Raw genomic sequence first — 26,793 nt, forward strand, 5'->3', positions numbered from 1 at the left:
ATGCAGCTAGTCCTCGTCTTTTTGGTCTGCGAGCAGCTCCGCGGATGTGAGTCCCAAAATCTCGTCGGCCTCCCGCGCGTCTTCCAGCGCGTCGATATCCTTGAGCTTGCGCTCCATAACGTTGGTGCGCGTGGTGATGATGCCCTCGACCGTTTTGCCCGCGGTCTCGATCTGCTGCTGGGCGCGGCGCAGCGCCGCCTGATAGCGCGGCAGCTCGGCCTTGACGGCAGAAAGCACGCGCAGCACGTCGTCGGTGCGCTTTTGCAGCCTAAACGTCTGGTAGCTCATCTGCAGGCTGTTGAGGATGGCCGCCATGGTGCTGGGGCCGGCAACGTTGACGTGATAGTCGCGACCCAGGGTCTCGATAAGCCCGGGGCGGCTGACGACCTCGGCGTACAGGCCCTCAAACGGAACGAACAGAATGCCAAAATTGGTGGTCGCGGGCACGCTCAGGTACTTTTCGCAGATGTCCTTTGCCTCACGCTTGACCATCGCATCGAGCGTCTTGCGCGCTGCGGCGACGGCCTCAGCGTCACCCGACTCCTGGGCGTCGAGCAGATGCTCGTACGCGTCGCCCGGGAATTTGGAGTCAATCGGCAGCAGCACGGGATCGCCCTCGTCTACCGGCAGCTTGACGGCAAACTCAACGCGCTCCGAGGCGCCGGGCTTGGTGGCAACGTTTTCCAGATACTGGTCGGACGTAAGAATGTCCGCCAGGATTGCACCCAGCTGCACCTCGCCCAAAATGCCACGCGCCTTGACGTTGCCTAGCACGCGCTTAAGGTCGCCCACGCCGGTGGCGATAGACTGCATGTCGCCCAGGCCCTTGTACACGGCCTCGAGCTGGTCGCTCACCTGCTTAAACGATGCAGACAGACGGTCGTTGAGCGTGCGAGAGAGCTTCTCGTCCACCGTCGCACGCATTTGGTCGAGCTGCACGTTGTTGTCTTTGCGGATGGCGCCCAGCTGGGCATCGACCGTCTCGCGCACCTTGTCCAGGCGGTGCTCGATGCCCTCGCGGTTGGCACCGAGCTGTTGGGCCGTCTCGCGGCGCAGGTCATCCATACGGTCGCCGGCCTGCGAGAACTCTCGCGCGATGGTCAGGTAGCGTTGCTGCTCCACGGCCGCATCGGTCGTCTGCTGCTGCGCGATGGCGTTTGCCGTGCGGCGGGTTTCTGTCAGCGCGACGTTGAGGGCATCGAGCGCGCTGTTGGCCTGCTCGAGCGCCGCGAGCGTCTCCGCTTCGTTGCCGCCACGCTCTCGCAACTCGGCACGAAGGCCCTTAAGCTGCAGGGCGCAGACCGCAGCAACTCCCACCGCCACCAAGGCAATCACAACAAGCGCAATATCAATAGCAGACATAGACTCCGCCCAACAAACCCAATCGATTATCAATCAAAACCGCGATCAATCTTACCCTGCCACACGCACCGGGCGCCCGGCCCCTTCTTGGGTGCTTCTCTCCTCCGCATATTCCATAATGCGACGCGCTGTCTTCCTGCTCACCTTCGAGTCATCACCGGCTAAGTATGCGTACACGTTTCCCTTATTCAGATTCAAATCGCGGCAGAGACCGTAGCGCGTTACACCCGATTCCTCCAATGCTTTAAGTGTTCTCTTTCTCATCAGGGCGTTCACCCTTCTGTCGGCCGCTGGCTTTTCTTTCACCCCTCTATACGCACGCCAAACGTTGGCGTAACGATTGGGGAGCTTATCCTCGGAGCATAGAGATGCCAGGCTACTCGCTTGGCCATACAGAGACAAAACACCTCGATAGCCCTCTTCCATCCACGAGCCCTCGGATAAACCCAGAACGTATTCGGCCTTACCCTGCGCCAAAGCGAGCAAAAACAGAGGCTCCGCCACACGCGGCTCAACCGTTGTTGCCTGCTTTACAAGCTTCCTAAAACTCAGCGACTGCTGTCCGGACAGCTCTCGGCAATAGCCTTTCAAAAATCCCTCAAAAGTCAGATTCAACCGAGCACCTCCTTTTTGTATTGCCTGTATGCGCAGACCATCTCTTGATAACTCCGCTCTGAAGGCGACGAGGCCAACGCCTCTCCTTCATCGAATATAAGCCGCTCGAGCAGATCCCAATCAAGTCGGTCGATAAATGTTCGACTATGGAGGTCGACGATGTCGTTCGGACGATAGGCATAAAGCTTCATCACCGCCAGATCCTCCAAAGATGGCGTAAAGTACCTGATAAAATGCGCCCCAATCTCCAATGGGATCAGTCGATCTTCGTAATTGAATGGCATCTGGTTGCAATATGCCACTGCCATGCCATTCACCTCGGGGTATCGAGCTATGATCTCGCGGAGGCACCTGTCTGCCTCAAACACATCAATGTCATGTGTAACCGACCGATTCGTCACATCGTTTAGCATGAAGGCGCTTCCTCCCACCAATACAACGCTCGGTCTATCGTCTCTTGGACCCATTTCCAGCTCCGCCTCTTCGTCAATATCCAAAAGAGTCTGCTCTAAATCCTGCTTATACATAGCAAATCCTATTATTATTCATCTTCAATAATACTATTCAGTCGCACGACAGGACCCACAGGATGCAAGAATCCTACTCGTGGCGAGAATCCCTACACCCTAGAAGTCCTAATGTGACAAACGCTAGCTCTCCCAGCCGGCGCGGATGGTTGTTATGACGTCACCCAGGCGCTGGCCCAGGGCCGCTAGATGTTGGAGCACCTCGTTGGGCGATGCACCGTTGAGGATGCACGTGAGGGCATACGACGCCAGAAAGATGGCCGCAAGCCCCAACGGGACGAGCACGATCATCGCCAAGGTGCGCAGGCGCTGGCCCACGCGGCGACGACGCGCACGACGCTTGTCGAACGCGAGCTCCTGCGCATATGAATCTTGCTGTACGGAATAGGCCTCTGGTGCCGATTCGCACCCGGGCACAGCTGCAGGTACAGCAGCGGGCACGACATTTTGCGCAAAGGGCTGGACTGCCGCCCCTTGCATTTGTATCTCCATGAGTCGTTGCTGCTGACGCAGCATACGCTCAGCTTGTTGCTGCGGAGTCTCAAGAAACAGATCCATGCTGGCCTCCAAAATCGGAGCATTCGACGCTTACGACCAGCATCCCGCACCGCCATGACCGCGACAACGCAATCGCCGGCAATAGCCACAAAGTTTCTTTTGCTCAAAAGCTGTCGAAAAGCTCAACAACTCCCCTACCAGCACTTTCTCTGAGCTTTTTTCGCCAACAATCTTTTGGCCTTCCGCCCTTACGCCAACTGACCAAAATCTAACCAATAGCTTGACGAAAATTGTGGAGACCGGGACCCCACAAAAACGTGCCGTCCCAAAAAGGGGCGGCACACAACCTTTAATATCAGCTTTTCTGTAGCGAGCACGCAACGACCCGAAGCCGGAGCGCAGGGCGGGAGGCCGGATCGTCTTCCCTCAACGCGACCCTGCGGAGCCGTGAGCGGGGAGGGAAGGCGATCCGGCCTCCCGCCCTGCGCTCCGCAGCAGCCGGCACCAAGCGCTAGTAGTTCACCACCTGCTCCTCAAAGTACGCCTTCGGGTGGTTACACACCGGGCACACCTCAGGCGCCTCGGCACCAACGTGCAGGTGCCCGCAGTTCAGGCACTTCCACACCTTTACGCCCTCGCGCTCAAACACCTCACCCGACTCAATGCGCTCGACGAGCTTGTTGTAGCGCTCCTCGTGGGCCTTCTCGACGGCGGCGACACCATGGAACTTTGCGGCAATCTCGGCAAAGCCCTCTTCCTCGGCGGTCTTGGCAAACTCGTCGTACATCGTGGTCCACTCGTAGTTCTCACCCGCGGCGGCATCGCGCAGATTGTCCAGGGTATCGGGGACGGCGCCATCGTGCAGATACTTAAACCACAGTTTGGCGTGCTCGGACTCGTTGCCAGCCGTCTCGGCAAAGATGTTCGAGATCTGAACGTAGCCGTCCTTCTTTGCCTTGGAGGCATAGTAGCGATACTTGGTGTGTGCCTGGGACTCACCGGCAAAAGCGGTCTCGAGGTTCTTCTTGGTTTGGGAATTCTCAAAATCCATAGGTGTACTTCCCTTCAACGCATGCCGCCCGTAGGCTTCGAGCGGCCTCGTCTTTAGGATGCCCTCATGTCGGAAATCTAAACCTTACAATCCTGTTCTTCAGATTTCCACGGGCTAAATGCTCAGCCAGCGATCGCCCTCGGCTCGGCAAAAGCCCTCACGCTCCAGGTCGGCCAGAATGCCCGCGACAAGCTCGCGCTCGACCGGCCCGCGCCCAGCCGCCGCTTCCATATCGTTAACGCCCACCACGGCATCAGCAAGCGTAATCCCCGCCGGTTGGCCATCGCGCGCCGCCAGCAACATGCGCACGATATGCGCGCGCTTTTGGCGACGTGAGCCCTCAAACTTTGATTGACGGCTATAGCCCGCCGAGCGCCTGGACGGATTGGGCAACGTCTTTTTTAGATATGCGCCGTAGTCCAGCAACGCGTAATACCACGCGCGCGGCGTGTCGGCATCATCGAGCGGCACGGCAAAGGGAGCGATCTCGTCGGTCGCCGCACCGGGGACCGCCGGACAGGCCGCCTGAATCAGCGGCACCAGCTCGCGGTCGGGAACAGCCGGTACATCGGGAAAGAAGTGATGCAGAAAGACCGTGCGCACGTTGGTCTCCAGATACACGCCTGGAAGGTCAAACGCAAACGACCGGATACCTTGCGCCGTTGCCGGGCCAATACCAGGCAGAGCGACCAAGTCACGCGTCTCACGCGGAAACTCACCGTCCCAGTCCTCCACAACGCGCTGAGCGGCCTTGTGGAGCGCCAGAGCGCGTCGGTTGTAGCCCATGCCCTGCCAAGCGTCCAAAACATCGGAAGGCGCGGCTTGGGCAAGCGCCTGCACGGTCGGAAAGCGATCGAGCCACGCCGGCATACGCGTCTCCACGCGCGGCACCTGTGTTTGCTGCAACATGACCTCGGAAAGCCAAATGATGTACGGATCGCGCGTGCGGCGCCACGGAAGGTCGCGATAACGCAGGACCCCTTCCGAACGAATCATCGAACGAAAGGGGTCCTGAATCATATCTATGCTCCTTATGCGGCGCTATTCCTCCCGGCATGTATACGCACAGGTGGCGTACTCGGGAAACGCTTCGCGGTCGGCGAACTTGGGATCGACGGCCGGGAACTGGCGGTGAGCGACGATGTCGCCGAGCGAAACGGAATCGAGGTAGTCGCGCATCAATGCTTGAGCTCCGGCCCACAGGGGATGATAGCAGCACGTGCCCATGCGCGCACAGTCGCCATCGGGTGCGGTGCAATCATTCATAACCATAGGGCCCTGAACGGCCTCGACGACCTGACGAATGGTAACGTCGTCCGGACTGACCTTGAGACGCATGCCACCGTGGACGCCACGCAGGCTCTCCACAATACCGGCCTGGACCAAACCGTGCTGAATCGAACGGGCAAACGAATACGGGACATTGACCTCTTCGGCAGCGGTGCGAACAGAAAGCAAACGCTCCGGATCCTCGGCAAGCATCGCCAGCATACGAAGGGCGTAATCAGTCTTCCTCGATATGTCCATTTTTCCCCTTTCAAGGAATACGAACAGCTCGAACGAGCTCCGGGGCCGAGCTTGTGTCGAGACGCTAAATGACCGCTAGGACATCCAAATGGTAAATCGGATATCCACTGAGTGCCGCGCTTGGAGCGAAATGCATCAGATGCGGCCTACAGTGCAATTTAGTATAACCTAACCCCCTGTCTCGTTGAACAGGTGTTGCGCAACAAAGCTGTTGTTTAGACAGATATGCTTATTGGATTTTACTTGCGTTCCCGAAGGCGCGGGGATTCTGGGCAAAGATGCATCAGGGCGATCGTTCTATCGAAACAAAGTGCATCAAACGCAAAAAGCCACGTCCGAAGACGTGGCTTTAATTGCGTTGGCGGGAAGTACGGGGCTCGAACCCGCGACCTCCGACGTGACAGGCCGGCGCTCTAACCAAACTGAGCTAACTCCCCAGGCAGGCGTTCGCGTTTGTTTCCGCTCGCGTGCGCTGCGGGGATTAGTATACACAGAAGTCTGTCCGGCGCGCAACAACTTTTTTGAAAAAATTTTTCGGTCCCTCCGGGAGGGTCTCCGGGGCTGGGGGCGGGGGTTAAGTTTGCTGCTCTACAGTCCTGCGCAAGACGGAAAGCACATTAAGTGCTTTCCTTTGCGTGCGGAACTCGCGACAAACTTAACCCCCGCCCCCAGCCCCGGAGACCCTCCCTGCCGTAACATTATTCAACCAGTTTTGCGGGCGTGCGCCGCTGCGCGGCTAGCCCGCGTGCTCCTCGGCGGGATTGGTCTGATGGATTTTGTTGAACTTTGACCTTTGGCTCATAAAAAACGGGAGATGCATTTGTGCATCCCCCGTTTTTGTTGCGGTTAGTCTAGGTCAATAAACTTGGTGCTTATAATCTTGCCGTCTTTTACTAGCATTCTGGCCATGGTGGGGCCTCGGGTGCCTCTGGGGTAGCTGGCGCTGCCTGGGTTGAGGACTAAGCAACGGCCCACTTGGACTTCTTTGGTTACGTGGGTATGGCCGTTGATGGCTACGTCTACGGATCCCACCGGAAGGTCTTCGCGGTAGTGGGCTACGGCGAATTTGAGGCCTTCGTAGGTAAAGAGAGCAAGACGGTCTACATCGGGGCCGTAGTCGCGGTAATAATCGTTGTTGCCCAGTACGGCCCGCACGGGGGCGATGGTGCATAGGTGCTCGTAGTCCATCTCTGACGTGAGGTCGCCGGCGTGGATAATCAGGTCTGCGCCTTCAAGCTCATCCAGGAGCGCAGGCGAAAGATAGCCGTGGGTGTCCGAGATGATGTCGATACGCTTGGCGCTTGCACTGTTCATGGGATCCCTTCCGCAAAAACGATTCGGCAGATACATACAAAAAAGGCCCCACGGCTCCGCAGACGATGGGTCTACAGGGCTGCGGGGCCAGTGTGCTAGAGACTCAGAGCCTTCTTGAGCGGCACGACGCGGCGGCGCGAAACCGGCACGCGTTCGTCGACGCCCGTAATGCCCAGCTGGATGGCGCCCGAGGGCACCGTCTCGACGTCCGTAACGCACGCCAAGTTGACGATATAGCGGCGGTGAACACGGAAGAAGCCAAAGTCGCAGAGCTTGGCCTCAAACTGCGCCAGCGAGGTCGTCGACAAAAAGCGATCATCGACGGTATAGATGCAGGAGTAATCGTCCTTGGCCATGATAAAGCGAATGTCGTCCACGGGAATGAGCACCTTGCGGCCACCCTTTTCCACCGGGATACGCTCGATGGTCACCTTGCTGTCCGTAACCGGCTTGGCGCGTTGCATGACCTTCTCGATCGCGCGATCCAAGCGAGCTTCCTCGACCGGCTTCATCAGATAATCGACGGCATCCACGTCGAATGCCTCGACCGCATGGTCGCTATACGCAGTCACAAACACGATCGCCGGCGGATTTTTGAGCTTATGCAGCGCCTCGGCAAGTTGCAGGCCCGAGGCACCGGGCATCGAGATATCGAGAAACACGACATCCACGCGACTTTCCATAAGCATCTCGATGGCGGAGCGGACGCTCGACGCCTCCGTGATCGTGCCGATCTTGCCCGTTTGCTCGAGCAGGAAGCGAAGCTCCGAGCGAGCCGGCGCCTCATCATCCACAATCATCGCACGCAGCATAGGGATAAAACCTTTCGTCAACTAACTACGCCGGGCATCCGTCGCATGACGTTGAGCCCGTAGCCTTTTATTTTACTCTTGAATGTCAAAGATGCTCTCTGACAAATCAAGATGAAGGAGCACTTTGGTGCCCTTGCCCGGCGCCGATTCGACACGCGTATAGGAGTGCGGCCCATAAAAGCGATGGATGCGCTCCGAAATATTGTGCATGGCCACACCGGCGCCGCCACCCTGGGGAGAGCTGGCGTCGGGACGGGCAGAGCGCTCGTCAAACAGTCTGGCGGCGGTACCCTCATCCATGCCCACGCCATTATCGGCCACGGCAATCAAGATTGCATCCTCGCCGTCTTGGTGAACGGTCACGTCGATCCTCAGGGCGTCGTCATCGCCCATACCATGACGTACGGCGTTCTCGACAATCGGCTGGATCACGAACGCCGGCACCAGCGTATCTTCCACGTCCTCGGACACATCGAACGTCGCAAGCACGCGGTCCTCGCCAAAGCGGGCCTTCTCAAAGGTAAGGTAGCGCTTGGTCTGTGCGACCTCGCGCGAGACCGGAATAAGCGATCCCGAGTTGTCGAGCGTGGCACGATAGAACGATGAGAACTCACGAAGCAGTTCGCGGGCCCGCAGCGGGTCGGTGCGCGTAAACGATGCAATGGTGTTCAGCGTGTTGAACAGGAAGTGCGGGTTAATCTGCGCCTGCAGCGCACGCACCTCGGCGCGCGCCGTGAGCTCCTTTTGCACCTCGAGCTCGTGGATGGCGAGCTGTGTGGACAAGATCTCGGCAAAGCCCGAGGCAAGCGCGTACTGGGTACGGTCGACGGCGCGCGGGGTCTTGTAGTAGAACTTGAGCGTACCGACGGTACGATCGCCCACCTTGATGGGGGCGATAATGCCGGCGGGGACTTGGTTGTGCGAGCCGTCCGAGCCCACGACATCCACCATACGGTTGAACGACTGCACGATGCCATGTTCGATAACGTAGCGTGTGGCAAGCGTGTGGATGGGAGTATCGGGCAGCAGTTTTTCCTCAAACTCGCCCGCGCAGGCAAGCACGTTCTCCTCGTCGGTGATGGCCACCGTCATGGCGCGCGTCTCGGGCAAAATACGCCGGCACACCAAACGCGCCGACTCCTGCGTCAGACCGCCCTTAATGTCCTCGAGCATGGCCGAGGCCACCGAGAGCGTCTCCTCGGTGTACTGGGAGCGCACCGAATCGGGATTGAGCGTCAAAAAGATAAAGATGCACAGAAAGATGCACAGCAGCGCGCAGGCAATCACCGTGGCGATCGGCTCGATACCGGTCACCAAGGCAAAAATAAAGTACACCAGCACGCAAATGGCGCAGGCAACGGCAATGATGCGAAAGATTGATATTGAACTATCGCGCTGGGCGCGGCGGTCGATCATTCGGCCCCCTCCAGGATACTGATCAGTTGTGCGTCACGCCAAAGCCCGTCCATGATCTTGGGCCAAAAGCTCTGGAAACGCAGATAGCTTGCGGCGTTTTGGCGCGCATAGGCCTTTGCCTCGTCGATACCATGGCGCCAGATGCGCAGGTAACCCTCATGCTCGCGGGTAAACACGCTGCGGACCATAGCGGTCTTGCGCACGCGGTCGTCGAGCTCGCGCGAAATCCACGGGCCCGGGTAGGGCATGAGCGATGCCGCCGTAACGGGGATGAGCTCCTTTTGATGCGCGGCGAACGTCAACTTGGCCCGTTCGTAGTACCAACGGTATACATCCTGCATAAAGCGCGGTGAGCGCTTTTCGGACTCCGGAGGCAGATGGCGCACGGTCCACTCGTTATCAAACCACACGTCGTAGCCAAACATACGCATGTTAAAGAGGTAATCTAAGTCCTCGCCGCGGGTGATAAACGGGTCAAAGGCCACACGCGTAAAGGCGCGGGCGTGCAGGGCCATCAGGCCGCCGCACACGTAGTTGGAGCGCGAGATGCGGGTGCCCGAGAGCGCCTTTTTCATCCAACGGTTGAACTCGATGCGCTTGGTCCACCAACGATGGCAGATGCCCGCCTTGTCCGTGGGAGCAAGCGGCGATCCGTCGCGATCGTAGAAATAGCCGCTCTTGACCAAGATCGGCAAGCCCTGACGCGTCTGCTGCCCCAACGCATAGGTCGCGCGCTTCATAAAGTCGGCGTCGATGACAGTCTCATCGTCATCCAAAAAGATAACCGCGTCATGCCCCAGCACAGCGGCACAAGCTAGCCCCATGTTGCGGATGGCACCGTAGCCTCGCAGGCTCACGCACTCGCCCGAACCCTTAGGCGCGATCTGAGCAACCCGGTCTGCGATGCGCGAGGCCTGGGTGTTGGTGACAACGGTGACCTTGAGCGTGGGATGCGCGTCGACAATCTCGTGCACGCGCAGCGACACATCGGCTGTGGCAGAAACGGGACAGACCACCAAAAGGATGATGCGCGGGATGTCACGTACCTGCTCAAGCGAGGCCAGGCAGCGGTCGAGTTCGGGATTGTCGGCGTTGAGTCGCGTCGAATGGTCATAGGTGCCAGGGGCGTTTGCGCAAGCGTCATCGCCCGCCCAATACGTTGGAATCACGACCGTGGCGTTCATGCCTTACCCTCCCTGCAACACAAAAACGGGACGCCGCCAAACACAGGCGACGCCCCGCGACCTAGCTGATTCCATCATACCCACTTGGGCAAATCATTGCTCGCAAGTCGCAATGTTTATTGCGGATAACCCCAAAAGAGTACCGTGGACAGGCACAATAGCCGCTCGCTCCTATGCGGCATGCCCTGCCGCCCGAGTCATGCGGGACAAGCGGACCAGCAGCATAAAGCCCACCACCAGCAGCACGCCGATAGACAGGACGCCCAGCGAGGGGTTGCCGGTCAGCGAGGTGACGACCGACACCAGGAAGGTGCCCATAACGCTTGCATAACGACCAAAGATGTCAAAGAAGCCGTAGTACTCGTTGGACTTTTCCTTGGGGATAATGCGGCCAAAGTAGCTACGGCTGAGCGCCTGCACACCGCCCTGGAACAGGCCGACCATAATGGCAAGCACCCAGAATTCAAAGGCGGTCTTTAGGAAGAACGCGGCGAACAGCACAATCCCCATGTAGGCGGCGACCGCCACCAGGATCATGTTGAGCGTGCCCACGCGTCCGGCGAGCTTGCCGTAAATGATGGCAGACGGAAAAGCAACAAACTGCGTGACGAGCAGCGCCAGGACCAGCTGCGTCGAATCGATGCCCAAGGCCGATCCGTAACTGGTGGCCATAGAAATGACCGTGTGCACACCGTCGATATAGAAGAAGAACGCGATCATGTAGACCAGCACGGTCTTGTTGTGGGCGATCTCGCGCATGGTGTGTCCGACCTCGGAGAACACACCGCCCACGATGTGGCCGATGGTGTCCTCGGGACCACGCTCGCGACCGTACTTTTGCTTATAGGTGCGAATGAGCGGCAGGGTAAAGATGAGCCACCAGGCACCAGTGATGATAAACGACAGACGCGTTGCCAGCATGGTGGGGACACCAAGAGCGGGACCACCCATGATAAGCGCCAGGCAGATGATGAACGGCACGGTGGAACCGATGTAGCCCCAGGCATAGCCCGAGCTGGACACGACGTCCATGCGCTCGTCGGTGGTAATGTCGGGCAGCATGGCGTCGTAGAACGTCATAGAAGAGTTGAGGCCGATGGTGCACAGCACGTACACAGTCAAAAATGCCATGGCGGACATTGGGATAGCCTGCGCCAGGCAAAGAACCAGGCCCGTGAGGAAGAAGCCCAAGAAGAACTTGATCTTGTTGCCGGCGTAATCGGCAAGCGCGCCCAGAATGGGCATGAGCATGGCAATGACCAGCGAGGCAATCGTCTGCGCGTTGCCCCAAGCGACCACCAGGTCTGCCGAGGAAGCACCGGTATTGATGGCGTTAAAGTAGATGGGCACCACCGAGGTATTGAGCAGCACGAGGGCCGAGTTTCCCACATCGTACATGACCCAGTTACGCTCGAGCTTGGTGTATTTCATGGACAGGGACCCTTCGTATTCGCCCGATATGCAGCTAGTTCATCGTACCCCAATTGCACGGAGGCGCCGGTAAGGATTCGGCAAAGAGACAGGAGCGGACCCTACTCCTCGCGGTCGAACTCCTCGTCGGTGCCGAGCACGCGGCCGCTGTAGTTGACGTGACCGGTCACGGCCTCCATGTCACCGGTCTCGATAAAACGCGCGACCGTGCACTCGTAATCGACCAGCGCGCGATCAAAGACCTCGGGGAAACTCTCGTTCGAGACCTCGTCGGTAAAGGGATTCTTCCATGTCAGATGGCCCAGGTTACCGGTGCGCTCGGGCAGCTCCGTCGTCACGCGATGGGCAAGGCCGTCGAGCAGCGAGTAGTCGTGCACCAACCCCTCAACCAGCGAGATCGCGCGCGTCTTTACGGAGCCGGCCGGCTCAATCGCACGGTAAAGTCGCTGCATATTGGCAACGGCAGCACCGTACTCCCCCGCCGGAATGTCAATGCCGTACACGCGTCCGGCAACATAGCTCATCAGCACGCCGGCCACGCGACTGATGCGATCGGTGGTGACGATCTCGCCCGCCGGCGGGTAATCGTCGACCGTAGCGCCATCGCGCTTAAGCTGCAGCATCAGTACATCCAGGTCGCTCTCGATCACGGCATGGACCTGACTGCTCGAATCCTCAAGCTCTGAATCGGACTCCACGATGCCAAACTGCTGCTCATAGACAAAGGGGTGGGCGTTGCGGTCGAGCACGTAATGAGACAGCAGGCCCAGCGCAAAGGCACGACCCAAGCTGGCGTCGCGCGGCAGCAGATGCGACACGCCGTCGCGCAGGCACGCGAACTGGCGAGACATGCGCGACCGATGCATGACCTGCGCCAGCAGCGTGCAGTCGGAAACACGCGGTGTCAGAATGTGAAAGAAAAACGGGTCGGGGCCTTGGTTGCCCAAGATAAAGGCAATGCGCTCTTCATCGGACGTTATGACGCCCTGCGGAAGACGGTCGATGCTTTCCTCGCCAAACAGATGATGGGTGATAAGCGCGGGCATAATGATCCTTTCGATTTCATTCGATGCCACCCATTATGCCCACCGCGCGCCCATGCCAAACCTGCGATGGTAAACGACAGCACGCAGACCGTCTACGCAAGCCCCAAGTGTGCTTTAACCTCGGCAGCGCGACGGCGGGACACGGGCACCGTCGAGCTCACGCGGTCGAGCCTGAGCTCCATCAACCCCGTGGAGCCAATCTCAACATTGTGCACGTCTTCCAAATTGACTAGGTAGCTGCGATGAACGCGAATAAAGCCCTCGGAGTCCAAGCGACGCTCGAGCGAAGAGATCGACTCATTGATCAGGTACGTTCCCTCGGCGCAGATGGCGTTGCAAAAATCGGCGCGCGCCTCAAAGTAGCAGATGTCTGCGGCGGGAATGAACACCTTTTTGCCCCCGCGGTCCACCGTCAGACGCAAAGGCTGGCGCGGAGCATGGACGACACGACGAACGCCCAGGGCGGCCTCGATCTTATCGAGCGCCTTTGACAGGCGGGCATCCTCGACCGGCTTGACGACGTAATCAATGGCATCGAGGTTATAGGCATCGGCCGCATACTCGGCAAATGCCGTCACAAACACCACGACCGGCGGCGTTTTTAGGTTCTGCAGCGTCTCGGCAAGCTCGATTCCCGAGCGACCGGGCATCGTGATATCCAAAAACAGCACGTCGGGCTTGTTCGACAGAATCGACTCCACGGCCTCGGTGACATTGCCCGCCTCGGCAATCTGTCCCACACGTGCATCCTTTTCCAGCAGATAACGTAGCTCAGCCCTAATAGGAGGCTCGTCATCAACCACCAAGATGTTCCATCCCTCGGACATATGCGCTTCCCCTCTTTTTTCTCTCTCAATCCAACCGCGCGCTACACCTTCATCGGCGCCGGCTCATGCGGCTCGCCGTTCAGCTCGACGATGACCTGCGTTCCCACGCCCTCCTGGGACTTCACGCGCATGCCAGAATCTTCCCCGTAAAAGAAATGGATGCGCTGAAGCACGTTGAAGAGCGCCAGGCCGCAGCCTCGCTTGATGGAGCCGTCGGCGGTAATGCTCTCGGGCTCCTCTCGGCGATGCTGCTCAAACAGGTGCGCGCAGACTTCTTCGCTCATACCGATGCCGTCATCTTCGACGATGATCTCCAGACCGTCATCGGTCTCAAAAGCCCTAACACGAATAGAAAGCGGCTCGGTCTCGCGCTGCGCATGCTTGATGCAGTTTTCGAGCAGCGGCTGCAAGATAAACGGCGGCACCATGCTGTCGCGCACCTCAAAGTCGATATCGACCGAGACGCGCAGACGGCCGTCGCCATACCGGGCCTGCATAAGGTTGATGTAACGAGTGCCCTGTTCCACCTCGTGCTCGAGCGTTGTGAGGGTATCGGAATCGGACAGTGTCTGACGGTAGTAATTGGAAAAGTCGATGAGCAGCGACCTGGCCTTGTCCGGCTCGGTACGCACGAGCGACACGATGGTGCTGATGGTGTTAAACAGAAAATGAGGATCGACCTGCGATTGCAAGGCGCGCAGCTCCACGCGAGCTGTAAGCTCGTCCTGGCGCTCGAGCTCAAAGCTCGCAAGCTGCGTGGAAATGAGGTCGGCAAAGCCCGAGGCAAGCGCCGTCTGGCGCATATCGATGCTGCTCAGACGGGGATAATACAGCTCGAGCGTGCCCACGCAATGCCCGCGCACGGTGAGCGGTGCGACGATACCGGCGCGCAGGCGCGGAAAGTAGCCGCCCGTCTCAGTCGAGGCATCGCGCGAAAATACGCTTTGCTCACCGCTGTTGATCACGTTGAGCGTAGTCCGCAGCACAACCGGAGTGCCCGCGGGGCATTTTGCCGAGTCCTCGCCCCAGCTCGCCAGCACCTGCTTGCCGTCGGTAAAGCAGATGGCCGAGGCGATAGTTTCGGACAGAATGATTTTGGAGGCGCCCAGGGCAGCTTCGGGCGTAAGGCCACGCGACGTATAGGCGAATATTTTTGATGCGATGGCGAGCGTGCGGTCGGTTGCGCTCGACGTGAGGTCATCGGGAACCACAAAGACATACGAGAAGAAAAAGCACAGCATGACCAAGCCGGCAATGACGACAACGCCCGGGACGGGGTTGGGATTATCGGTCAAATCCCAGATAAGCAACAGGATAAGCGCCGGAACGACAACACCGAGCAGGATGGCCTGGACCACATGCTGGGCCGTACGAAAGACCTTGGTAGAGTTGTAGCTCTTGCCCAGAATCAGCCTGTTTAAATCCACCGTCATCCCCTTTTATCTACCGCACCCATAGCAATAAAGAGGGCCGCAAGCGACCCTCTCCATTGCATTATGCAATCAAAAACTGTGTTTTACATCCAGCCATCGACAAACGGTATCTTAGGCGCTGTATTTGTTGGCCTCGCCAAAGGTGCCAGCCTCGACGATCCAGCCGTCCTTCATGATGACGTCCATGTTGTCGGTGTTGAGCACGTGAATGTCAGCGGCGACGTCACCGTTGACGACCAGCAGGTCGGCGCACTTGCCGGCCTCGATGGAACCGGTCTCGTCCTCGATGTGGCACATCTTGGCACCGTTGAGGGTGGCGCAGGTGATGGTCTCGACCGGGGTGAAGCCGATCTTGTCGACGAACTCGTACATCTCCTCGATGGAGCAGGTGCCGTACGGGGTGACGAAGGAGAAGGAGTCGGAGCCGATCGTCATGACGACGCCGCGCTTCTTGGCCTCGCGCAGGCAGTCGTAGTTGCGCTGCAGCTCCTTCTCGACCAGGGTGCCCTCGTACTTGTCGTGCAGCTCGGGGACGTAGACGGGCGGATAGGTGGCGTACCAGGTGGGCAGGAAGGCGATCGTCGGGGTGAAGAAGGTGCCCTGCTCGGCCATGAGGTCCATGGTGCGCTCATCGATATCGAAGCCGTGAATCAACTGCTCGCAGCCAAAGCGAACGGAATCGTAGGCAGCGGCGTGGTTGTTGTAGCAGTGGCTCCACACGGGGATGCCGACCATCTTTGCCTCTTCGACCACGGCCTGGATCTCCTCGGAGCAGTAGTGCTGGTCGCGGCCGGAGTCCCAGCGCCAGATGCCGCCACCGGTAGCCCAGATCTTGATGGCATCGGGGTTCTCGCGCAGGCGACGACGGACGGCCTTACGCAGATCCCAAGGACCGTCGACCTGATCGCCCCAGGGGTGCGATTCCTTGTTGAGCTCCTGGCTGCAGTGGTGGGAGTCGCCGTGGCCGGCAACGCGGCAGAAGCCAAGGCCGGTTGCCAGAACGCGCGGGCCCTTAAAGACGCCCTTGTCGATGCAGTCACGGATCTGGATACCAAAGCGGCCGATCTCGCAGACGGTGGTGAGGCCGTGGGTGAGGCAGTCGTAGGCCTGCTTGACGGCGACAGCCTGCTTCTCGAGGAGCGGCTGCATGACCCAGTCGGTGTCATCGTCGGTCAGGTTGCCCGAGAAGTGCAGGTGGGTGTCGATCAGGCCGGGAAGGACGGTCTTGCCGGCGGCGTCGATAACCTCAACGCCCTCGGGAAGGTCCTGCATGACACCGGCGTACTCGATCTTGCCGTTGTCGTCGACGAGAACGAGGGAGTTCTCGACCGGCTCGGCACCGGTACCGTCGATGAGCTTACCGCCAACGATTGCATACTTAGTGGACATGGTTCCTCCTTATGGATCCATATAGTGGGCGAGGCCATGTTGGGTTAAGGCCTCACAAAGCTACCCAAGTGGTGCCGGGTTCGGTGCGCAGAAGAGAGGATTCCGCGCACCCGATCCGCCCCGGCTAGGCGTTACTTTTTGCGGGAATTGGTGAAAGCCATGAGGGCCAGGCCAATAGCCAACCAGCCGATCACGATGCTCCACTCCACCATGTTGAGGGAGGCGGGAGAGAACGGGATCACGAGCAGGCCGATGATGACGGCGCAGGCAGCAACAGCGAGACTGATGCCAAACTTGCCGCCGGGCACCTCGTAGGGACGAGGCAGGTCGGGCTCGGTAAAGCGCATGCGCAGGCAAGCGAGGGCGACCATGCCGCAGGAGAAGATGAAGGCGAGAGCCGACACGTTGGTCAGAGGGATGAGCATGTTCTTGCCCAGGAACGGACCGACGACGGTGATGACGCCCAGAACGACGCAGGCGAGCTTGGGAGCGCCGGACTTGGGATCGACCTCGGCGAACTTCTCGGGCAGCTGGCCCTTTCGGCCCATGGCGAGCATGATGCGGCTCGTGGCGCCGTAGAAGGAGTTCATCGGGCCCATGGGTCCAAGCGTGGCGATGACGAGCATGGCCAGGTACAGGAGCATGTTGATGCCCTTGAGGCAGGCAAGCGCGGGAACCGGGCTCTTAACAAACTCATGCCAGTCGAGGATGGTGCCGAACGAGTAGATGCAGACCATGTAGAAGCCGCCGGCGGCCAGCAGGGCCAGGGAGATGATCTTACCGAACTTGTTCCAGTTGAGGCCCTCGGCTGCTTCCTCAGCCTGCTGAGGAATGGTGTCGAAGCCGGCGTAGAAGAACGGGGTCAGAACCAGGACCGACACGATACCGGCGAACAGGCTGGCGCCCTCGGTAGCGGGCTTGCCGCCGCCAGCACCGGTGACCTGGGAGAACACGGGCATGGCGTTGTCCGGCGAACCGGTGAACAGCGAGACGCCCATGGCGAGCAGCATGCCGCAGAGCAGGGCCTTGGTCAGGAAGGCCTGCAGCTTGGCGGCCGAGCTGGCACCGCGGAAGTTGAGGAAGATGACGTAGGTTGCAAAGCCGAGCGCGATCAGCGTCGGGAACAGGTAAACGTCGGCGCCCAGGATGGTGTAGAGCTTGACGGCGCGCAGCCACTCAAGGCCTGGCAGGCTGCCGAACATCTCGGACACGAGGGTCGAAATGGCGATGGCCTCCCACGGGCACAGGATGCCGTTGCCCAGGGCCAGGAGCCAGCCGGTGATGTAGCTCATCGTACGGCCAAAGCTACGATCGACATACTCGACGATGCCGCCCGAAATGGGGATAGCAGCCGTGAGCTCACCGAAAACAGCTCCGACAGGCACGAGGAAGATTGCGCCCAAGAGGAATGCAATCATAGCGGGAACGGGACCGCCGCCCACGACCATCCAGTCGCCGACCTGCAGAACCCAACCGGTACCGATGATGGCACCGAAACCGATGGTGAAGAAGTTCCAGAGCGAAAGCGTTTTCTTCATGCCGCCGTTGTCCTCGACTGCAACTTCTGCGTTCTTGTCCGCCATTGTTCCCCTCCTTTCCTTTTTGACGCCCCCGGCGTCACCCCTTGCGCGACCTGTCTGACCGCGCGCTTTTATTTCGTGGCTTTAAGATACGGCCTTGGCACAGCAGCGCCGTCCAAGGCTCGACCGAAGGCAGAACTGCAAAACGAGCGGCGCCGTTTTTGGGACGAACGGCGGGAGACGTCATTCGTCTTGGACGCTTTCATCTTGTCTGCTTTTGAATACCTGTTGCCGTGACGCGTGGCGCGCGGCGCGGCAACGTTCATACCATTTGTCAGGCTTTTGGCGCACATACCCATGTGTCGCGCATCTTTTTATGTAGGATAGACAAGTTACACACGAGGCAAGGTGATTCGAATGGCATACGGATACAATGACGGCGACCAACGGCCACAAAGCGTGCGCCTTGCCGGCCGCACCACGCCAACGCCCAGAAGCACCTCCGACAACGGCAACCAGCAGCGCCCCCAAGAGCAGCCCGGGGCTTCTTCTCGGCAACAAAGCCGTACCGTGCAACAGTCAGACCGCGTGAGTACGAGCACACGCCAACGTCAGACCGACATATCGCAGCCGCGCCGCTACGATCGCCGTAAGACCGACTACTACGTTAAACGCTCCTTTTCGCGACCTCAACGCGATCGCGGCAATTCCGCCCCTCACCCCGCGTCGCATACCACAAGCACGTGCTTCCGGCCCGCCGCCTACGCCTTGCGCTTTGCTCCATTGCCGCCTGCCTCGTCTTTGTGTTTTTGGGATCCTGTATCTCCCACGGATCAGCCGGTCTTGAGCCCACTGCCGAGGACAAGCTGCTTAAAGCTCCCGTCGCACCCGGCTACTCATTTGCTTTTTCGACCCCGCGCTCGCAGTGGAGTGCCGGCACCATGCCCCACATCTACCAAATTGACCCCGCATGGTCGGAGCTACCCTATGCCGGTGGCACTATTCGCGAAAACGCTTGCGGTCCCACTTGCCTCACCATGGTCTATATCTTTAAGACTGGCCACGCCGATATGACGCCGGTCGATATGTGCGCCCTTTCCGAGGCGGGCAACTATGCCCCCACCGGCGCCACCGAATGGTCATTTATGACGCGCGGCGCATGGCAGCTGGGCCTTAACGGAACGGAGCTCCATATCGATCGCAGCTCCATCACCCAGGCGCTGCGCTCGGGTGCGCCCATCATCGCATCGGTTCGCCCCGGCACCTTTACCAGCGTTGGACACTATATCGTGCTCTACGGCATCGACGATGCCAACCAGATTGGCGTCTACGACCCCAACTCGGCCAGCCGCAGCGCCCGTCGCTGGGGCGTCGTAGAGGTCCTCAACGAAGTCGAAGCCATGTGGGCCTACTACTAGTCATTGGGGACAGACTTAAATGAGTGGTCATTGGGGACGCTCTTGTTTGACTAGTCGTTTAAGAACGTCCCCAATGACTAGGTGAATAGCAAAAGCCCCGCAGTCGGAGCGGACTGCGGGGCTCATGAAGAGAGGCTAGTTTGTGGGCGCTTTGCCTGGCGCCCACGAGAGATGCAACAGAGTAGAGACTACTCGTGGATGCGGGTACCGGAGAGGCCGGCCATGGTCTCGGCGGCCTTGTCCAGAGCACCGATGATGCAGGTGCGCCCCTTGCGGGAACGCGCGAACTTGATGGCAGCGCGAACCTTGGGCTCCATGGAACCCTTGCCGAACTGGCCCTCGTCGGCCAGGCGCTCGGCCTCGTCGGCGGTGAGGTCCTCGAGCTCCTCCTGGTTGGGCTTGCCAAAGTTGATGGCGACATGCTCAACGGCGGTCAGCAGGAACAGAACGTCGGCGTCGCAGTCCTCGGCCAGCAGCTCGCCGCCCAGGTCCTTGTCGATGACGGCGGGAACGCCCTTGTAGCAGCCCTTGTTCTCGTAGTCGCGGACGACGGGGATGCCGCCGCCACCGCAGGCGATGACGATGAACTCGTTGTCGAGCAGGTTGAGGATGGAGTCAGCCTCGACGATCTTCTTGGGATCGGGGGAAGCGACGACGCGACGCCAGCCGCGGCCGGAATCCTCGACGAAGACCTTGGAGGGATCCTCGGCCATGAACTCCTTGGCCTGCTCCTCGGTGTAGAAGGGGCCGATCGGCTTGGTCGGATTCTTGAACGCGGGATCGTCGGGATCGCACTCGATCTGGGTGACGACGGTGGCGGCGTGCCAACGCTTATAGCGCTTGTGCATCTCGCGGCCGATGCCCTGCTGCAGGTGATAACCAATGTAGCCCTGGGACATGGCGCCGCACTCGGGCAGCGGCATCTCGGGGGTACCGATGGCATCGTGGGCAGCGGCGAAGGCGTTCTGGATCATGCCGACCTGCGGGCCGTTGCCGTGGGTGATGATGATCTCATTGCCCTGCTCGATGAGGCCGAGGAGAGCGTGGGCGGTGTTGCTCACGGCCTCGATCTGCTCGACGGGGTTGTTGCCGAGGGCGTTGCCGCCAAGGGCGACGACAATACGATCGGGCTTGCCAAGAGGCTTAGACATTGCTGGAATCCTTTCTGTAAAAGGCCTACAACCCATTAATAACCCGCGTCCGTGCGATACGCGAGTTTATTAAGGTTTATATTCTCTTTATCGCTCATTTTATTCATTTTGAAAATACCTAAGCGGCGAACGGTCGATTTTACCCGCTCAGCGTAAAGAAGCCCAGTTCAGGCATATCTACGCCATTTACGTGCAACTTTATTTAAATAGAGCAGGGATTAGACCAGATTATGCAAACTATATCTTTGCTAAACACAAAACGGACAGCGCAATATCTTACTCGCACTATACGCGATTCTATACATTAATTTGACGAGTATGCACCCCTGCAAAAACATGGGGCTTTTCATCCAACATAAGGGATACCCGATCGCGCTTCACCCCGCGGCAAGCGACTGCGAGTTCGCAGTATGGAACTTTACCGTCGGCTTCTGCATGAACGCTGCCGACGCCCTTTCGCTCCTGCGCGCCCAAGCAGCCGAGAACGCTAACGGCGCCACTGTCAACCTGGCCACCCTCAACAACGGCGCCGCCAGCCTTTTCGCAAAGTACCGTGCTGGCTCGCTGGCTTTGAGGCCTAAGTGAGCTTTGCTATTTGCCAATTTTTGTATGATTTGGGTCAAATCTATTTGTCAATTTTTGTATGATTAGGGGCAAATCTATTTGCCAATTTTTGTCAATGAGGTGTTTTAATGCTACGCCGCAAGGCCACTGATAGGCTTTTGAGCTGGAAGAATAACTCCCATAAGGCCCTGCTTGTTACCGGTGCGCGTCAGATTGGCAAGAGCTATGCGATTCGCGCGTTTGGAAAGAGCAACTACGCTTCGTATTATGAGGTCAATCTGCTACTTGATGCCGAGGCAAGAGACGTACTTGTTGGCGCTAAGAACTCCATTGACTTCATCAACCGTGTGGCCCTTCTTGCGGATGCACCGCTTGTTGAAGGAGACACGCTTATCTTCGTCGATGAGATTCAGGAGTATCCGCAGATCGTTACACTTATGAAGGCGCTGGTCGAGGACGGACGCTTTAGCTATGTCTTCTCGGGGTCTATGCTTGGGACTGAGTTTAAGGGGATCTCTTCTTTTCCGGTAGGGTATGTCGAGCACATTGTTATGCGGCCGATGGATTTTGAAGAGTTTTGTTGGGCAAACAGCGTCAGCGAAAATGTGCTTGCAGATATTCGCAGCCGCCTTGTCGAGAGACGTCCCGTCGAAAACTATATTCATGAGGCGATGCTCAAAAACTTTAGAGCCTATATCGTTTGCGGCGGCATGCCGGAGGTCGTTCAGAACTATATCGATTCGGGCTATTCGCTCGTGAGAACGCGTGAGCTTCAAATTCAGCTAGTCGATCAGTACAAAAGCGATATCTCTAAATATGCATCGACTCGAGCGTTTAACGTTCGCTCCATTTTCGAGCAAATTCCCGTTCAGCTTGAGGCGGAGTCCCATCGCTTTATCGTCTCGTCTCTAGGCGAGGGAGCTCGTCTTCAAAAATACGAGCAGGATTTCCTATGGCTGGTGAACGCAGGCGTTGGATTGATGGTCCCCCAGGTGACGGAGGCACGAAGCCCTCTCAAGAGGACGGAGAAAACGACGGCCTTTAAACTATACGAGTCCGATACAGGTATGCTCGCATCGCGGTATCCCGGCAGCACGGCACGCGCCGTCTACCTTGACATGAAAACCCCCAACCTCGGCGGCCTCTATGAGAACGTGGTCGCACAGGAACTCGTTGCCCTCGGAGCAGATACGTGGTACTACCAAACGCGTGAGGTCGGTGAAGTCGACTTTGTAATCGAAGGTGCCCGCGGGCATGTTGTCCCAATCGAAGTCAAATCGGGCAAGAAAGTTCGAGCACATGCAGCCCTCGACCGTTTGATGAGTGTGGGCGAGTACAAAATTCCCGAGGCCGTTGTGCTGAGCCACGAAAACCTTTGCAAAGAGGGCAAGATCCTTTACGTTCCAATCTATATGACATTCTGTCTCGATGAGTTTATGGAAAAGGACGACCCCAACAACGATTTCTCGTTTGCACCCATATCTCTCTAGGTCATCTGAGTCCGCAAGCCAGCCCCCACGCCCAAAGTACTGCGCCTTTCGCGCCAAAGGCGCGAAACAGCAAGGGGATAGAAGGCAGCGACAACCAACTCCCCCACTATGCCCAAAGTGCTGCGATGTTTCGCGCAAAGCGCGAAACAGCACTGGGGCAGCAGAAGGCCACAATCAGCTAGCCCTCCATGCCCAAAGTGGCGCGTGGTTTCGCGGCCACGCCGCGAAACAGCGACCGGGACAAGGCACCCCCACAGCCACGTCCTTCATTCAGCCCCACAATCCGAGGACGTAGTCGTAGCAGGATCTGAGGGCTAACCTTCGCGGACACTCCGCAGGACGAAAGAACCCCCGCCGCACGTAGTGCGCAGCGGGGGTTCTTTCATGTCCGAGGACGTCCGCGAAGGTTAGCCCTCAGATCCTGCGGTGGGAGACCTAGGCCTCGTTGTACACCGTCTTGAGCTTCAACAGGTGAGCGTAGCGGTCCATAGCGGCCTGCTCGTTCTCCTTGAAGAGCTCCTCGGCGCGCTCGGGGAAGGAACGCGTCAGCGAAGCGTAACGGGCCTCGTTCATCAGGAACTCCTGATAACCGCCCGCGGGCTCCTTGGAATCGAGTGAGAACTTCTTGCCGGCAGCAGCCTCGGGGTTGAAGCGGAAGAGGTTCCAGTAACCGCACTCGACAGCCTTCTTCATCTCGGCCTGGCAGTTCTGCATGCCGCCCTTCTTGATGGAGTGCATCTCGCAGGGGCTGTAGCCGATGATGAGGGACGGGCCGTCGTAGGCCTCGGCCTCGTGGATGGCCTTGAGGGTCTGAGCCGGGTTGGCGCCCATGGCAACCTGTGCCACGTAGACGTAGCCGTAGCTCATGGCAATCTCGGCCAGAGACTTCTTCTTGGTCACCTTACCGGCGGCGGCGAACTGAGCGACCTGGCCCAAGTTCGAGGCCTTGGAGGCCTGACCACCGGTGTTGGAGTAAACCTCGGTGTCGAAGACGAAGACGTTGACGTTGTGGCCGGAAGCCAGGACGTGGTCCAGGCCACCGAAGCCGATGTCGTAGGCCCAGCCGTCGCCGCCGAAGATCCAGAAGGACTTCTTGGTGAGGTAAGCCTTGTCGGCGAGGATCGCCTTGGAAGCGTCGCAGCCGCACTTCTCGAGCTCGGCAACGTAGGCAGCGGCAGCGGTCTTGGAGGCCTCGGCGTCGTTGACGGAGTCGATCCAAGCCTGGCCGGCGGCCTTGAGCTCATCGGACGGACCATCGGCAGCGATGATGTCCTGGGTAGCGGCGATCAGCTTGTGCTGAACGGCCTCATAGCCAACGGCCATGCCCAGGCCGTGCTCGGCATTGTCCTCGAACAGGGAGTTGTTCCACGCCGGGCCGTGACCGTCCTTGTCCTTGCAGTAAGGAGCGGTGGCAGCGGGGTTGCCCCAAATGGAGGAGCAGCCGGTGGCGTTGGAAATGAACATGCGGTCGCCGGCGACCTGGGTCACCAGACGTGCATAGGCGGTCTCGGCGCAGCCGGCGCAGGAGCCGGAGAACTCCAGGTAGGGCTGCTTAAACTGGCTGCCCTTGACGTTGGCCGCGATGAGCTCCTTCTTCTCGGAGACGTTCTCGACCATGTAGTCCCAAACGGGCTGCTGGTCCATCTCCTGCTCGGTGGGAACCATCTCGAGGGCGCCCTTGGGGCAAACCTTGACGCAGTTGGTGCAACCCATGCAGTCGAGCGGGGACACAGCCATGGTGAACTTCATGCCCTTGGCCTTGGGGCCCATGGCGTCGAGCGTGCGGGTAGCCTCGGGCGCGGCGGCAGCCTCGTCCTCGGTCATCGCAAACGGACGGATGGTGGCATGCGGGCACACGTAGGCGCACTGGTTGCACTGGATGCACTTGGTCTCGTCCCAGTGGGGAACGACCACGGCGACGCCGCGCTTCTCGTATGCGGAGGCGCCCAGCTCAAACTGGCCGTCGGCGCAATCGACGAAGGCGGAAACAGGCAGGCTGTCGCCGTCCATGCGATCGATGGGCTCGAGCAGGTTCTTGACCTGCTGGGCGATAGCGGACTTGGTCTCCTCGGAGAGCTCGACGGGAGCGGCATCCTCGGCGGTGGCCCAGTCGGCCGGAACCTCGAACTTACGGAAGGCGGTAGCGCCGGCATCGATGGCCTTGTGGTTGGCGTCGACGATAGCCTGGCCCTTCTTCATGTAGGACTTGGTAGCCGCGTCCTTCATGTACTGCAGGGCGTCCTCGGCGGGCAGGACCTTGGCCAGCGCGAAGAAGGCGGACTGGAGCACCGTGTTGGTGCGCTTGCCCATGCCGACCTTAGCGGCCAGGTCGATAGCGTCGATCAGGTAGACGTTGACGTTGTTGTTCGCGATGTAGCGCTTGGCCACGGCGGGCATGTGCTCGGCGAACTCCTCGTCGCTCCACTGGCAGTTGACCAGGAAGGTGCCGCCCGGCTTGACGTCGCGGACCATCTTGAAGCCCTTAACGATGTAGCTGGGGTTGTGGCAAGCGACAAAGTCGGCCTTGGTCACGTAGTACGGCGAGCGGATCGGGGAATCACCAAAGCGCAGGTGCGAGACAGTGACGCCGCCGGTCTTCTTGGAGTCGTACTGGAAGTAGGCCTGGACGTACTTGTCGGTGTGGTCGCCGATGATCTTGATCGAGTTCTTGTTGGCGCCGACGGTACCGTCGCCACCCAGACCCCAGAACTTGCACTCGATGGTGCCGGGGGCTGCGGTGTTGGGCGCATCCTCGGCCTCGGGCAGGCTCAGGTTGGTCACGTCATCGACAATGCCGATGGTGAACTCGCGCTTGGGCTCGTCCTTCTTGAGCTCCTCGAAGACAGCGAACGCGGACGCGGGAGGCGTGTCCTTGCTGCCCAGGCCATAACGGCCGCCGACGACCTTGATGCCCGTCTTGCCGGCCTCGTAGAGAGCGGAGACGACGTCCTGGTAGAGCGGCTCGCCGATGGAACCCGGCTCCTTGGTACGGTCCATGACGGCGATCTTCTGGACGGTCTCGGGGAGAACGTCCACAAAGTGCTTGATGGAGAACGGGCGGAACAGGCGAACCTTGACCAGGCCGACCTTCTCGCCGTGAGCGTTGAGGTAGTCGATGACTTCCTCGAGCACGTCGCAGAAGGAGCCCATGCACACGACGACGCGATCAGCATCGGGAGCGCCGTAGTAGTTGAACAGGCCGTAATCGGTGCCGAGCTTCTCGTTGATCTTCTTCATGTAGCCCTCGACGACGGCGGGAAGCTCGTCGTAGACCTTGTTGCAGGCCTCACGGTTCTGGAAGAAGATATCGCCGTTCTCGTGGCTGCCGCGGGCGTGCGGGTGCTCAGGGTTGAGCGCGTGGTCGCGGAAAGCCTGGACGGCGTCCATGTCGCACATCTCGGCCAGATCCTTGTAGTCCCACATGGCGACCTTCTGGATCTCGTGGCTGGTGCGGAAGCCGTCGAAGAAGTTAAGGAACGGGGTCTTGCCCTCGATGGCGGCAAGGTGAGCCACCGGCGAGAGGTCCATGACCTCCTGGACGTTGCCCTCGGCGAGCATGGCGAAGCCGGTCTGACGACAGGCCATGACGTCGGAGTGATCGCCAAAAATGTTCAGGGCGTGGGAAGCGACGCAACGCGCGGAGACGTGGAAGACGCCCGGGAGCTGCTCGCCCGCGATCTTGTACATGTTCGGGATCATCAGGAGCAGACCCTGAGAAGCCGTGTAGGTGGTGGTCAGAGCACCGGCGCCCAGCGAACCGTGAACGGTACCGGCTGCACCTGCCTCGGACTCCATCTCGACGACCTTGACCGGGGTGCCGAAGATGTTCTTGCGACCCTGGGCCGCCCACTGGTCGACATGGTCGGCCATCGGGCTGGACGGCGTAATGGGATAGATTCCCGCTACCTCGGTGTACGCATACGAAACATATGCGGCCGCCTCGTTGCCGTCCATAGACTTAAACTTACGCGCCATATACCCCTCTCCTCTCATATAGGTATACAGGCCCCGGCGATCGCCGGGATGTTGGCGTGATGGGATTTACGCTGTTGCTTCCAATCATCTGGCAGGCAGGCTCAGCAGCAGGTACGTGGCGTGGAGAGAAGACATGCCGAGGCGAGGGGCAACTGATGCGCCCCACAGACCCGACCGCCCGTCTTGCACATGACCGAGCGCCGCAAAGGCCGCATGCCGGATGCTCCCGGGCACGCCCCGGCG

Annotated in this window: 22 protein-coding genes and 1 tRNA gene; 3 read left to right on the top strand and 20 right to left on the bottom strand. The window is 59.3% G+C overall.

Annotated features, from left to right (window positions below; all coding sequences use genetic code 11):
- Positions 1-6: 6 nt before the first annotated feature.
- From DW796_RS00555 to DW796_RS00640, 18 genes are all read right to left on the bottom strand, one after another.
- The gene (locus DW796_RS00555) at positions 7-1,362 is read right to left on the bottom strand and encodes a DNA recombination protein RmuC (RefSeq protein WP_118093952.1); all 1,356 of its coding nucleotides are present in this window, start codon (positions 1,360-1,362) and stop codon (positions 7-9) included.
- 51 nt (positions 1,363-1,413) lie between these two features.
- Positions 1,414-1,977: a transcriptional regulator gene (locus DW796_RS00560; protein WP_117629046.1), complete on the bottom strand. Its 564-nt coding sequence runs from the start codon at positions 1,975-1,977 to the stop codon at positions 1,414-1,416.
- Positions 1,974-2,504 carry a DUF6036 family nucleotidyltransferase gene (locus DW796_RS00565; protein WP_118093953.1) on the bottom strand — a complete coding sequence of 177 codons (531 nt, stop codon included), beginning with the start codon at positions 2,502-2,504 and terminating at the stop codon, positions 1,974-1,976. Before DW796_RS00565 ends, DW796_RS00560 begins: the two co-directional genes overlap by 4 nt.
- Before the next feature lie 123 nt (positions 2,505-2,627).
- Positions 2,628-3,062 (bottom strand): hypothetical protein, encoded by a 435-nt coding sequence (locus DW796_RS00570; protein ID WP_118093954.1) that lies wholly within the window; start codon positions 3,060-3,062, stop codon positions 2,628-2,630.
- 451 nt (positions 3,063-3,513) lie between these two features.
- Positions 3,514-4,053 (bottom strand): rubrerythrin, encoded by a 540-nt coding sequence (rbr, locus tag DW796_RS00575; RefSeq protein ID WP_118093955.1) that lies wholly within the window; start codon positions 4,051-4,053, stop codon positions 3,514-3,516.
- 114 nt (positions 4,054-4,167) lie between these two features.
- Complete coding sequence (locus DW796_RS00580) at positions 4,168-5,073, bottom strand: adenine glycosylase (protein WP_117564952.1); 906 nt, start codon at positions 5,071-5,073, stop codon at positions 4,168-4,170.
- Positions 5,074-5,094: 21 nt separating this feature from the next.
- The gene (locus DW796_RS00585) at positions 5,095-5,580 is read right to left on the bottom strand and encodes an Rrf2 family transcriptional regulator (protein ID WP_117564951.1); all 486 of its coding nucleotides are present in this window, start codon (positions 5,578-5,580) and stop codon (positions 5,095-5,097) included.
- Positions 5,581-5,939: 359 nt separating this feature from the next.
- Positions 5,940-6,017, bottom strand: a tRNA-Asp gene (locus DW796_RS00590).
- Positions 6,018-6,426: 409 nt separating this feature from the next.
- Positions 6,427-6,894 (bottom strand): YfcE family phosphodiesterase, encoded by a 468-nt coding sequence (locus DW796_RS00595; protein WP_118093956.1) that lies wholly within the window; start codon positions 6,892-6,894, stop codon positions 6,427-6,429.
- 95 nt (positions 6,895-6,989) lie between these two features.
- Positions 6,990-7,706 (bottom strand): LytTR family DNA-binding domain-containing protein, encoded by a 717-nt coding sequence (locus DW796_RS00600; RefSeq protein ID WP_006235156.1) that lies wholly within the window; start codon positions 7,704-7,706, stop codon positions 6,990-6,992.
- A 72-nt stretch (positions 7,707-7,778) separates the two neighbouring features.
- Positions 7,779-9,122, bottom strand: a complete 1,344-nt coding sequence (locus DW796_RS00605) for a histidine kinase (protein ID WP_118093957.1) — start codon at positions 9,120-9,122, stop codon at positions 7,779-7,781.
- Complete coding sequence (locus DW796_RS00610; RefSeq protein ID WP_055285281.1) at positions 9,119-10,306, bottom strand: glycosyltransferase; 1,188 nt, start codon at positions 10,304-10,306, stop codon at positions 9,119-9,121. Before DW796_RS00610 ends, DW796_RS00605 begins: the two co-directional genes overlap by 4 nt.
- A gap of 171 nt (positions 10,307-10,477) precedes the next feature.
- The gene (locus tag DW796_RS00615) at positions 10,478-11,737 is read right to left on the bottom strand and encodes an MFS transporter (RefSeq protein ID WP_117584173.1); all 1,260 of its coding nucleotides are present in this window, start codon (positions 11,735-11,737) and stop codon (positions 10,478-10,480) included.
- 101 nt (positions 11,738-11,838) lie between these two features.
- Entirely contained in the window at positions 11,839-12,783 is a 945-nt protein-coding gene (locus DW796_RS00620; protein WP_117584174.1) for a zinc dependent phospholipase C family protein, read from the bottom strand.
- Positions 12,784-12,875: 92 nt separating this feature from the next.
- Complete coding sequence (locus DW796_RS00625) at positions 12,876-13,610, bottom strand: LytTR family DNA-binding domain-containing protein (RefSeq protein ID WP_118093958.1); 735 nt, start codon at positions 13,608-13,610, stop codon at positions 12,876-12,878.
- A 41-nt stretch (positions 13,611-13,651) separates the two neighbouring features.
- Positions 13,652-15,037 carry a sensor histidine kinase gene (locus tag DW796_RS00630; protein WP_233506749.1) on the bottom strand — a complete coding sequence of 462 codons (1,386 nt, stop codon included), beginning with the start codon at positions 15,035-15,037 and terminating at the stop codon, positions 13,652-13,654.
- A gap of 117 nt (positions 15,038-15,154) precedes the next feature.
- Positions 15,155-16,432, bottom strand: coding sequence for an amidohydrolase family protein (locus DW796_RS00635; protein ID WP_117634436.1), 1,278 nt, complete (start codon positions 16,430-16,432; stop codon positions 15,155-15,157).
- 131 nt (positions 16,433-16,563) lie between these two features.
- Positions 16,564-18,015 carry an APC family permease gene (locus DW796_RS00640; protein WP_118093959.1) on the bottom strand — a complete coding sequence of 484 codons (1,452 nt, stop codon included), beginning with the start codon at positions 18,013-18,015 and terminating at the stop codon, positions 16,564-16,566.
- 680 nt (positions 18,016-18,695) lie between these two features.
- On the opposite strand from DW796_RS00640, the gene DW796_RS00645 reads away from it, so the two are divergent.
- Positions 18,696-19,370, top strand: a complete 675-nt coding sequence (locus DW796_RS00645; protein ID WP_233539625.1) for a C39 family peptidase — start codon at positions 18,696-18,698, stop codon at positions 19,368-19,370.
- A gap of 188 nt (positions 19,371-19,558) precedes the next feature.
- On the opposite strand, the gene arcC is transcribed toward DW796_RS00645, so the two are convergent.
- A complete protein-coding gene (arcC, locus tag DW796_RS00650) occupies positions 19,559-20,521 on the bottom strand; it encodes a carbamate kinase (RefSeq protein ID WP_006235166.1) in 963 nt (320 codons plus the stop codon).
- A 336-nt stretch (positions 20,522-20,857) separates the two neighbouring features.
- Between arcC and DW796_RS00655 the strand changes: the two genes are divergently transcribed.
- Complete coding sequence (locus tag DW796_RS00655; RefSeq protein ID WP_147349619.1) at positions 20,858-21,106, top strand: hypothetical protein; 249 nt, start codon at positions 20,858-20,860, stop codon at positions 21,104-21,106.
- 107 nt (positions 21,107-21,213) lie between these two features.
- Positions 21,214-22,575, top strand: coding sequence for an ATP-binding protein (locus DW796_RS00660; RefSeq protein ID WP_118093960.1), 1,362 nt, complete (start codon positions 21,214-21,216; stop codon positions 22,573-22,575).
- A gap of 435 nt (positions 22,576-23,010) precedes the next feature.
- Here DW796_RS00660 and nifJ read toward each other — a convergent pair whose 3' ends face one another.
- The gene (gene nifJ, locus DW796_RS00665) at positions 23,011-26,550 is read right to left on the bottom strand and encodes a pyruvate:ferredoxin (flavodoxin) oxidoreductase (protein ID WP_118093961.1); all 3,540 of its coding nucleotides are present in this window, start codon (positions 26,548-26,550) and stop codon (positions 23,011-23,013) included.
- Between the last annotated feature and the right edge of the window lie 243 nt (positions 26,551-26,793).

The sequence above is a fragment of the Collinsella sp. AM31-2AC genome, assembly GCF_003469285.1.
Taxonomy (GTDB): Bacteria; Actinomycetota; Coriobacteriia; order Coriobacteriales; family Coriobacteriaceae; genus Collinsella; species Collinsella aerofaciens_AT.